Raw genomic sequence first — 10234 nt, forward strand, 5'->3', positions numbered from 1 at the left:
TTGACATAGTTTTGTAACCATGACCAACTTACCCCTGTTACTCTAGCAATTCCTCGCAAGTAAATTCGTTCGAGCAAGAGTTGATCAATTAATTGTTTGGTTTCGTCAGAGACAGTTTTATTAGTGGGATTGATCACAAACGTTTGACCACATTCTTTACCTTGACGTTTGGGTTTTCCATTATGAATAGAACCATTCTTGATAGTATGGTGAGAACCACAATTAGGACAGGGGAATAGAGGTGAAGGGGGGACTTTGTTCGGTGCTAGACTGATATTTGAGTAAGCCAGACAGGAGCCAGAAAAAGATATTTATCAGAAAAGTCATGATCAAGCTAGAGGTTTAAAGACTGAGCGGGTTCCAATTATTTTTATTCATAAATATTTGACACAATTCATACCAGGTAAGCAAGAGGGCTACGGCACTACTACCGAATCATTACCCCATCAGCAATGGTGATCCGGCTCAAGGGGTTTCTTTTCCCTTAACCGTAACAGGACAGAAAGTTCCCGAACCCAGTACCGTTTTAGGGTTAGGCTTATTAGGCCTGGGTGCCTTGGTTAAACGCCAGTTAAAGCCAAAGCCAGACAGTGATAAGGCTTAATTGCCATAGAAAACGGGTTTCTTTGAGAAACCCGTTTTCTGGATTATGCTTATTTCCTCCCGACCAGGCCGGAGCGGGAATCAAAACTATAATTAGAATGATTAAACCCCAACCATAACACCGCCTCGATAACCGATAACCGATCGCTAAACATGGATCCATCTTTCGCCCTTACCCTGCAAATTGTCATCACTGTGGTGGCGGGGATTACAGCCCAAGTCATCGCCGAATACCTGAAAGTTCCCAGTATTGTCTTCCTGCTTATTTTTGGGATTGCTTTAGGGTCCGATGGTTGGGAAATTTTACACCCCCAAAGTCTGGGAATCGGCTTAGAAGTCCTTGTTGCTCTCTCTGTGGCGATTATCCTATTTGAAGGCGGTTTAAGCTTAAGCGGACGGGAATTAGGGCGAGTTTCTGGCAGTTTACGCAACCTTGTCACCCTCGGTACTTCCATCACTCTCATTGGCGGCGGTATGGCAGCCCACTGGTTGGGGGAATTTCCCTGGCCGATCGCTTTTCTTTACGCTTCTTTAGTGGTAGTAACCGGTCCGACGGTGATCGGACCTTTGCTGAAGCAAGTAGCCGTAGATCGGCGAGTGGCGACGCTTTTGGAAGGAGAAGGGGTATTAATCGACCCTGTGGGCGCAATTTTAGCCGTAGTGGTGCTAAATACGATTATTGATAGTCATGCCCGCCCCATGGAAATTATCACTGGTTTAACCCTGCGTTTAGGCATCGGGGCGGCGATCGGCATTGCTGGAGGGGGATTGTTAAGTTTTATTATAAAAACTTGCAATTTTCTGACTTTTGAGTTAAAGAATCTCGTGGTTTTAGCGGGAGTCTGGGGATTATTTGGTTTATCGCAATTTAGTCGCAGTGAATCGGGGTTAATGGCGGTAGTAATGGCGGGAATTGTGCTAAAAGCGGCGGCAGTTCCCGATGAGCGGTTATTAAGGCGTTTTAAGGGTCAATTAACGACTCTTTGCGTGTCGGTACTGTTTATTTTACTAGCGGCGGATCTTTCGATCGCCAGTGTCATCGCTTTGGGTTGGGGCAGCGTCCTGACGGTGCTAGTCTTGATGCTGGTGGTACGTCCCCTGAGTGTGGCTCTGTGTACCCTAAAAAGTGACCTAAATTGGCGACATAAGCTATTTATCGCTTGGGTTGCCCCTAGAGGAATCGTTTCTGCCTCCGTAGCTTCTTTATTTGCCATTTTACTCACCCGTGCCGGTATTAATGGCGGTGAAGCGATCAAAGCTTTAGTCTTTTTAACAATTTTAATGACCGTTTTTATTCAGGGATTAACGGCGCGGTGGGTGGCAAAAGGGCTAAAAATCACTTCTTCTGCGGCAACAGGAGCAGTAATCGTCGGTTGTAATCCCCTAGGTCGCTTAATCGGTTGTTTATTCCAAGAACAAGGGGAAAACGTGGTTTTAATCGATACGGATGCCAGGGCCTGTCAGCAAGCAGAAGAAGACGGTTTGACGGTGCTGCAGAGTAGCGGACTTGATACAAAAATACTGCAAGAAGCAGGCATCGAATCCATGGGGACTTTTCTGGTTTTGACTAATAATAGCGAGGTTAATCTGGTTTTAGCCCAAAGAGCCAGCGAGGAATTTCATCCTCCCCGGGTGTTGGCTGCCTTTGCGGGAACCCCTAACCCAGATAAAAATAAGGTTAATCAGGTTTTTCTCCCTAGTTTTTCGGTCAAGGAATGGAATCAGTATTTAGACGATAATCAGATTAAATTGGGTAAAACTATCTTTAAAGGCAATGATTTGAGCGAACAACAGACCAGATTAACTAAATTAATTGAAAATGGCGAACTGCTGCCCCTACTATTGCGTCGCGATAATTCCCTACAGGTAGTAACAGAAAGGGAAGAATGGCGCACCGGAGACGAATTAATCTATATTCTGCGCGATTTACGCCCACAACTGCTTAAACGTCTTTCTGGTACTGTCAAAACCCGTTTATCTTTAGAAATCTTACCCGAAGTGGAAATCGCCACCAGTAGATAAGTGATAGGACAAAATTAACTTCTTGGTTAGGATAGGCACTTTGGCAACAGTAAAGGGATGGGCAGAGATTGAGCTTAACTTAGCTAAAAAAACCGGTACACTGATAATTGATAACTGATCACTGATCACTGCTTATGCCTCCTCGTTGGCCCCGTCAACCCGATCGCAAAAACGATCCCGCTTTCCGACGTTTAGATGATCGCATGAATTTCGCCGTTCATGTGGCGGCTTTTTTAGCGATTAATTCAGGGTTGTGGTTTTTTCATATCATTAAATTTTCCGATTGGACTTGGTTAAATCTGTTCACGGGAATTTGGGCTATTCTATTGGTGGGACATTTGATTTATATAGCGGCGATCGCTAACTACTCGGTAACATCCCATGGCTAATACAACTCAGGACATCGAAAATCTGGCGGCCCAAATCGGCGACAATATCTACATTGACGTGGCTAAATGGCATCTCTATCTCCGGGAAGCACATTTACACAGCGTCGTTGCCGAAAAAGTCTTCCCTTTGCTCGAAAACGACAGCTTAAGCGAGAATGCAGTCATGTCTATCCTGCGGGAGATAAAAGTCACCCTCGGAGGTGGTCATCTGCAAGTTTCTCTAGCGGATTTGTTACCCAGCAAATGTCAGATAGATTTAATCGATTTGCTAGAAGAATACCAAAAAAGTCGCTAAAATTTCCAAATAGTATGCCTGATAACTCGCAGACTAGGACTAACAGGCTAAAGTAGTTAGAAATAGTCCCCCAGAAGCAAACCATGGAAATAGGTGTTCCCAAAGAGATTAAAGATCAAGAGTTTCGCGTCGGTTTGAGTCCCAGTAGTGTGCGTGTACTCAATGATCGCGGTCATAGGGTATTTGTGGAAACGGCCGCCGGATTGGGTGCTGGATTCAGCGATGAAGATTACCAAAAATCTGGGGCCAAAATTGTGGAAAAAGCGGCACAAGTTTGGGATAAACCGCTAGTTGTCAAGGTAAAAGAGCCGCTTAAGGCAGAATACGGCTTTTTAAACAAGGAAGCTCTCCTATTCACCTATTTACACCTAGCGGCCGAGCGCTATTTAACGGAAGCATTAATCGAGTCGGGAACAACTGCGGTCGCCTATGAAACGGTCGAGCTTGCCGATGGTCGCTTGCCTCTCTTAACTCCCATGAGTGTTATTGCTGGTCGTCTTTCGGTACAATTTGGGGCCCGCTATCTGGAAAAACAACAGGGGGGTAGGGGAGTTTTACTGGGGGGTTTCCCTGGGGTGAGTCCTGGACAAGTGGTTATCCTTGGCGGTGGTGTGGTGGGTACGGAAGCGGCCAGAATTGCCATCGGTATGGGGGCAAAAGTAACTATTTTAGATATTAACGTCGAGCGCTTGGCCTATTTAGAAACTTTATTCGGTTCCCGGGTAGAATTGCTTTATAGTAGCCCGGCACAATTAGAAAATGTGGTTCCTAAGGCCGATTTATTGATTGGGGCAGTGCTAGTCTTAGGAAAACGAGCGCCAACTCTAGTTTCTCGCTCTTTAGTCGCCAAAATGAACCCTGGTTCTGTAATTGTCGATGTGGCAGTAGACCAAGGGGGCTGCGTGGAAACCCTGCGGGCCACTTCCCACAGTCAACCGACTTACCTGGAGTCGGGAGTAGTACATTATGGGGTGCCTAATATGCCTGGAGCAGTACCCTGGACGGCAACCCAAGCTTTAAATAATAGTACCCTACCCTACGTTATTAAATTAGCCGACCATGGCATAAAAGCTTTGGATCAAGATGTTTCCCTCGCTAAGGGGTTAAATGTCGCCAATCATCGGTTAATTCATCCAGCAGTGCGCGAAGTTTTTCCCGATTTGATTTGAATGTCAAAAAGGTGCGACTGAATTATTTTGGGCTGCTAGGAAAATCAGTCGTATCTATCTTAACAATTAAAACAGGATTAAGGTGGTTAATTCACTTGTACTTTAGCTATCTTGTTGGTTATAATCAGGGAATATCATCCCTAGGAAAATATTAAGGTAAAATGGTCAAATTTATCGATTTATTTGCCGGCATTGGAGGCTTTAGAATAGCTTTTGAAAATCTGGGTTGTCAGTGTGTTTTTTCCTCGGAGTGGAATAAATTTTCTCGAAAAACCTACGAAGCTAATTTTAACGATAGTCCCGAAGGGGATATTACTTTAATTCCCGCTTTAACAATACCAGATCATGATATATTGACGGCTGGGTTTCCCTGTCAGCCTTTTAGCATAGCTGGAGTAACTAAACACAATGCGTTAGGTACTCGCCATGGATTTGATCATCCCACTCAAGGAACACTTTTTTTCGAGGTTGTCAGAATTATTCGAGAAAAAAGACCGAAAGCATTCATTTTAGAAAATGTCAAAAATTTACAGAGTCATGACAAGGGTAAAACATTTGAAGTGATTAAAAATACCCTATCAGAGGATTTAAATTATCATATTTATTATCAGGTCATAGATGCTCGTTCTCTTGTTCCCCAGAACAGAAAAAGAATTTTTATTGTTGGGTTTGAGAAACCTAGCCGATTTATGTTTCCAGAAATACCAGATATTCATCCTAAAATTAAAGATATTCTTGAAGGGGAAGTTGATAGGAAATATACTTTAACAGATCATCTCTGGGATTACTTACAGAAGTATGCTGATAAACATAAAGAAAAAGGGAATGGTTTCGGTTATGGATTGGTTAATTTAGAGGGGATTGCCAGAACTTTGAGTGCTAGATATTATAAAGATGGTTCCGAAATTTTGATCCCTCAACAGGGAAAAAATCCCCGTCGTCTAACACCAAGAGAATGTGCAAGATTGATGGGATTTCCTGAAAAATTCATTATTCCTGTATCTGATAATCAAGCTTATAAACAGTTTGGTAATGCGGTTGTACCTCCTGTAGTAGAGGCAATAGGAAGGGAGATATTGCTAAGTCTTAATAATCCTATTTTAGATCAGAAAAATTTGCTTGATTCATCTCGCAAAAATCCAATTATCAAACAATTAGAACTTGCCCTAGTTTTTTAGTCCTAAAGATTTATGAGTGATATCTATAGCTTTAATGTTCAGGAAAATGAATTAATCGAGACAATTAAGAATGCTTATTATATGCAACCGGTGATCTCGAAAATAGACGCTATTTTAGCAATTCAAGATGTAGAGATATATCAAAATGCTTTCAATTATCTCTATGAAGTTATTCAAGGCTCAAAAGATGAAGTAGAAAAAATTATTAAACAAAGAAAGCTTCGGGGATTGATTAAAGATGAAAAACAAACTGCCAAAGCTGTGGTAGGAAACATATTTCCCTATGCGGTTATCTATATTTTTCTCAAAAATAAGGAGATCAAGAATATTGATCAACATATTTATATAACTAATAAAAAATCTGCTGTTCGAGGATTTGAAAATATATCCACTATTAAATTGGGTGATGGAGAACAACAAAAACCAGATTGTGATTTGATCATTTATTCTTACCATACTTCTGCAAATATAAGTGATGGTAAGAATCAAGAAATACCCTATCCTAAATGTATAATTTTATCGTTAAAAACTTCTTTGCGAGAAAGAGCATCGCAAACCTATAAATGGAAACTTTTGTTAGAAATAGCTAATGATCATGGTTCTAAAATTAAGGAAAAATACGGCATTAACTATAATGTTCCAGAAATTCCTCTTATCTGTTTTGTTACAGTTAATTTTTACAACGAAATTAACAATCCTCAACAACGAGGAATGTTAAAATTTTTTGATAAAGCATTTTTGGCCAAAAAATTAGATAATGAAAAAGAGACAGATTTAAATAGACAAAAATCCCAAGATTTTATTAGTCCCTTATCAGAATTAGTAGATTTTGTTAGAGACTTTTTTAAACTGTAAAGTCAGGAAAAATTACACGTTATTTTAGGAGTTATCAACGAACAGCAGGAGGATTTTACTAGACTTGATTTTTCGGAAAATATCAAAACAGAAACCGAGGCAATCAGAAAAGTTAGAATCGGACAAAACTTTTTTAGAAAGACAATTTTAGCCCTATATAACTATCGTTGCTGTATTACAGGAAATCCCATTCCTCTGTTACTAACAGCTAGTCATATATTACCCTGGAGTCAATTTCCCGAACAACGTTTAAACCCTCATAATGGCCTGTGCCTAGCTCGTACTCATGATACTGCTTTCGATCGAGGTTTAATTAGTTTTGATGAGGATTTAAGATTAATTATTGGCCATGAGATCGAAAAAAAGGCTCAGGATCAAGGTAGTGAGACGTTAGAACTAAATTTTATCAACTATCGCGGTAAAACTTTAAATGTTCCCGATCGCTTTTTACCAGATTTGGATTTTTAAAACTATCATCGCTATCATATATTTCAGGGCTAAAAGTACGATAAAGTCAATTAAATTCTCAATTGAATTACTTTGTTTATGATTGAGTTTGTGTAAAACACTTTTGCAATTTAAGCTTGTGTATAAAGTTTTATGTACAGATTCAACATTTCTGGTCACTAAGCCACAGCAAATCCCGTATATTTGCGTACTTTAGGATAACGAAAGCCGAGTACTATATCTTCTTTGGGAATACCTGGACTTCCCCCATACATAAATACTAAAAAATTAACAAAACCCTTACTGCAGGTCGGTTCTAAGAAAAAATTGAAAAGAGACTACTGGGTACATTTTTCACTTGCAAATGGCTGTACCGTTGACTGTATCTGGAGTAGAGCGATTCCGTAGAGTTGGCTGTATAGTGATCGCTAACCTGATTTTAACAGATAGTGTCATTAATCTCTAGAGTAAGGGATTCCCTCTGTAGCCATGTTTTTGCTGATTTTCTGCCCCGAAACAAGCTATAATGGTCTAAAGGTCAAATTTGAAAATTTTTGCCTCAAACCCTATCTGCGTAAGAACTTCAGGATTTTGTGTCCAGTAGTTCATTGGTATTGTATGGCTTGAACTCAGGCTCTGTAAGACTTTTAGCCATAGCTAGTATGTTTATACGGGGGAAGTCCAGCAAAAAAACACTTTTCTATTTTTTTGTTGGGTATTTTATTCTCTGGAAGTCCCTAACGTCGAAAAATTAAAGACCGATGAATCTGACAAATCTTTTTCTTGAGCTTATCAGAACTACCGTGGTTCAAGATGATGATATAGGCTTCAGTAGGAAACTGTAAATTGGTAACTAGCAAGTTAATTAATTTATGAGGCGCATCCGAACTTTCAATCAAACCTGGTTTACGAACAATCCCTAGAACACAGAAGTGCTTTTCAGGGAAGTACTTGACCACTTTCTCTACTAGATAAGCTTCTTTAACCTGCGGATAGCAAGCTAACTGCTGTTTCAGTTCATTTACCTCTAATGCTTTCAGAGTGTGAGGTTGAAATCTATCGTAATCACCCACAGTAGCTCTTTCCTGTTGAGCTTTTAGTAAAAGTTGATAATGTTGTTCAGCTCGTGCGCGATATTTCTGAGCCTCTTCAGTTTGACCTTGTTGACAGAAAAAACCATAAACTAACTCACAGCCAGCTATGACCCAATCCACTCTTTGCTCTATGGCTTTTTCGATATGGGCAATGCCTGATGCATCAGCCTTGTGTAAAAAAACTTGTCCAATAGTATAGTTTGCTTCTGCATGATCGGGCTGAATTTTTAACACGTCTTGTAAGAAGGGAAGTGCTGCTTCACCACCTTGTAATTCCAAGGTGTAATAGGCTCGTTCCCATGCTTCTTGTTCAGGCAGAGTCTGCATTTGGGCTTTTTGATCTAATGCTCGTAGTTTGTCTTTGGTTTCCTGTAGGTATGCATAGCGCTGTCGCCAAGGTGTCGATATGGCTGCTTTCCAATCTTGATCGAACTGTTTCGCAAACTTGTGTAAGATCATCTTTCCCAGAAGGTGTTCTGCTGCACTTATTTGGATTGTTGCGGGTTGAGGTAACGTTTCTAATTGAGTAGTCTGATAACCCAGCGATTTTAACCGATCAGCAAGACAAGGATGGGTGTCTGCATAACTGGTTTTTTGTGCAAGCGCCTGCTCTAACCATTGTTTGGTCTCCTCTTCGGCAATCGGACTATGCAAAACGGTCAACATAGATGAATAAGCATTGCTCGGTGGATCAGCCTGATGCTCTACCCGTTTTTGGATATCTGACCAGAAGGAACTCTCCAGAAAACGAGCTTTGACTTCTACGTTAATTAGAGCTTCAGCCGTGTTGTTTGCGCTAGTGAGTTGAGCCGCACAGCGATCGGCTTCATACTCATTCATTCGTGCCAGGGTAAAAGAATAGGCATTAAAGGAAGGCCAATACCAATCTAAAAAGCGATTAAATAAAACAGAGGCTCCAGATTGATCGCTTTGATGTAACCGTTCATAAATCTGCATCCAGGTTTTGCGAATTCGATAAATCCATGCTGCAAAGCGAGAATGGTTACCAGAGAGATGCCCTAACTCGTGCGCCATAACTGCTTTAAGTTGTTCCAGCGATAATGACTGCATCAAGGGAAGTCCCAAAAGTAAATAGTTTTCCTGCCAACCAAAGATACCCAGTCGTGGAACTTGAACGACTGCCGCATTGAACTCTTGATTTAACAGGATGTTATGAAATCGGGGAGCTTGGAGTTTAGTCGTCAACTCATCGACTAGAGCGAATAATTTAGGAACTTGACGACAATTAAGTTTCAAACCTTCAGGCTCAGGGACGGTCACCCAAAGCGATCGCACAATCACCCATGCTGGAATTAGTAACAAAATAGCCAGCTTAATAATGGCAGAATTGACACGGTGACTGAAAACAATAAATGAGACAATTAATCCAATTAGTGTTAACAGCCCAGCAAGCACCAGAAAGATGTAGGCGTACCCTAATATGGCAAACAGGGCAACTCGTAGGCGATAACTCCTAGGATGTGCCTTCGAGAAGTTTTCTAGCGTTCCAACTAATGTATCAAACTGTTTCTGTGTGATTGTCATAAAAATAACTGTACTAACTATCGAAAGATGCGTTATAAATTTCCTAGTGAAGAAAGGCACTCATGCAAGAGGCAAGGGGGGGGTTAGATATGTGTAATTAATTTTGCTTAGGTACTTAACTGATAACTGATCACTGAAAAGGTGCTGGTGTGATGATTCGTGCTGTCAAGGTTCCGTTCTATTTTTCGGGTAGGGGTAAAATTTCTCAATTCAGAGGGGTAAAGCGGCTTAGTCTGATTTTGCCTTATGGAAAAACATCAGCGGCTTTCCTCTTGATTTCGGAATTTTGGTGATTTTAGTTTAATTTTTTTGGCTCTTCGGGAATTGTTATGCAAATAATTAACTTAAAATAAAATTCGATGAGAGTGCCTACGCTCAAAAGTAGCTGAAATCCATACAGGGAAAGACTTAAGGCACAAACAGGTTAATACCAAAAGATAGACAATTGAGTTAAGATTTGATATAATAGCCAAAAACGAGATTATTTTACTTATGATACTTGACAAATTTTTGAACCTAAAAGGAACCTGTATTCAAGGCTATCGACACCTAGAAAATATCGGTATAGTTTTCCGAATCGAATCGAAAAATCAAAAAGCAATCTGTCCTCGTTGTGGGTTAGAGAGCGATAAACTCC

Annotated in this window: 11 protein-coding genes and 2 pseudogenes; 9 read left to right on the forward strand and 4 right to left on the reverse strand. The window is 40.7% G+C overall.

Features of this window, described 5'->3' with window-relative positions; genetic code table 11:
- Window positions 1-45: 45 nt before the first annotated feature.
- Window positions 46-327 (reverse strand): annotated as a pseudogene (locus H6G48_RS01960) (IS1/IS1595 family N-terminal zinc-binding domain-containing protein); the annotation flags it as partial.
- Between the two features lie 118 nt (window positions 328-445).
- Here H6G48_RS01960 and H6G48_RS27070 point away from each other — a divergent pair.
- Window positions 446-604 (forward strand): PEP-CTERM sorting domain-containing protein, encoded by a 159-nt coding sequence (locus H6G48_RS27070; protein WP_341275476.1) that lies wholly within the window; start codon window positions 446-448, stop codon window positions 602-604.
- On the opposite strand, the gene H6G48_RS01970 is transcribed toward H6G48_RS27070, so the two are convergent.
- Window positions 572-766 (reverse strand): hypothetical protein, encoded by a 195-nt coding sequence (locus H6G48_RS01970; RefSeq protein ID WP_190718552.1) that lies wholly within the window; start codon window positions 764-766, stop codon window positions 572-574. The two genes, H6G48_RS27070 and H6G48_RS01970, sit on opposite strands and share 33 nt — an antisense overlap.
- Here H6G48_RS01970 and H6G48_RS01975 point away from each other — a divergent pair.
- The 7 genes from H6G48_RS01975 (at window position 757) to H6G48_RS25945 (ending at window position 6979) form a co-directional block, all read left to right on the forward strand.
- The gene (locus H6G48_RS01975; RefSeq protein ID WP_190718556.1) at window positions 757-2625 is read left to right on the forward strand and encodes a cation:proton antiporter; all 1869 of its coding nucleotides are present in this window, start codon (window positions 757-759) and stop codon (window positions 2623-2625) included. The two genes, H6G48_RS01970 and H6G48_RS01975, sit on opposite strands and share 10 nt — an antisense overlap.
- Window positions 2626-2759: 134 nt before the next feature.
- Window positions 2760-3014 carry a hypothetical protein gene (locus H6G48_RS01980; RefSeq protein WP_159294608.1) on the forward strand — a complete coding sequence of 85 codons (255 nt, stop codon included), beginning with the start codon at window positions 2760-2762 and terminating at the stop codon, window positions 3012-3014.
- Window positions 3007-3309 carry a DUF3181 family protein gene (locus tag H6G48_RS01985; RefSeq protein WP_002761852.1) on the forward strand — a complete coding sequence of 101 codons (303 nt, stop codon included), beginning with the start codon at window positions 3007-3009 and terminating at the stop codon, window positions 3307-3309. Before H6G48_RS01980 ends, H6G48_RS01985 begins: the two co-directional genes overlap by 8 nt.
- Window positions 3310-3392: 83 nt before the next feature.
- Window positions 3393-4478 (forward strand): alanine dehydrogenase, encoded by a 1086-nt coding sequence (ald, locus tag H6G48_RS01990; protein ID WP_190718559.1) that lies wholly within the window; start codon window positions 3393-3395, stop codon window positions 4476-4478.
- Window positions 4479-4639: 161 nt separating this feature from the next.
- Entirely contained in the window at window positions 4640-5656 is a 1017-nt protein-coding gene (dcm, locus tag H6G48_RS01995) for a DNA (cytosine-5-)-methyltransferase (RefSeq protein WP_190718562.1), read from the forward strand.
- Window positions 5657-5668: 12 nt separating this feature from the next.
- Complete coding sequence (locus tag H6G48_RS02000; RefSeq protein WP_190718565.1) at window positions 5669-6511, forward strand: BsaWI family type II restriction enzyme; 843 nt, start codon at window positions 5669-5671, stop codon at window positions 6509-6511.
- A 174-nt stretch (window positions 6512-6685) separates the two neighbouring features.
- Entirely contained in the window at window positions 6686-6979 is a 294-nt protein-coding gene (locus H6G48_RS25945; RefSeq protein ID WP_287737935.1) for an HNH endonuclease, read from the forward strand.
- A gap of 158 nt (window positions 6980-7137) precedes the next feature.
- Here the strand turns inward: H6G48_RS25945 and H6G48_RS02010 are convergent, their stop codons facing one another.
- Together H6G48_RS02010 and H6G48_RS02015 are read right to left on the reverse strand one after the other, a co-directional pair.
- Window positions 7138-7233: an element excision factor XisI family protein gene (locus H6G48_RS02010; RefSeq protein ID WP_242034497.1), complete on the reverse strand. Its 96-nt coding sequence runs from the start codon at window positions 7231-7233 to the stop codon at window positions 7138-7140.
- 462 nt (window positions 7234-7695) lie between these two features.
- Window positions 7696-9597: a M48 family metallopeptidase gene (locus H6G48_RS02015; RefSeq protein ID WP_190718568.1), complete on the reverse strand. Its 1902-nt coding sequence runs from the start codon at window positions 9595-9597 to the stop codon at window positions 7696-7698.
- Window positions 9598-10089: 492 nt separating this feature from the next.
- Here H6G48_RS02015 and H6G48_RS02020 point away from each other — a divergent pair.
- A pseudogene (locus H6G48_RS02020) lies at window positions 10090-10234 on the forward strand (ISL3 family transposase); the annotation flags it as partial.

The organism is Microcystis flos-aquae FACHB-1344 (assembly GCF_014698375.1).
GTDB lineage: Bacteria > Cyanobacteriota > Cyanobacteriia > Cyanobacteriales > Microcystaceae > Microcystis > Microcystis aeruginosa.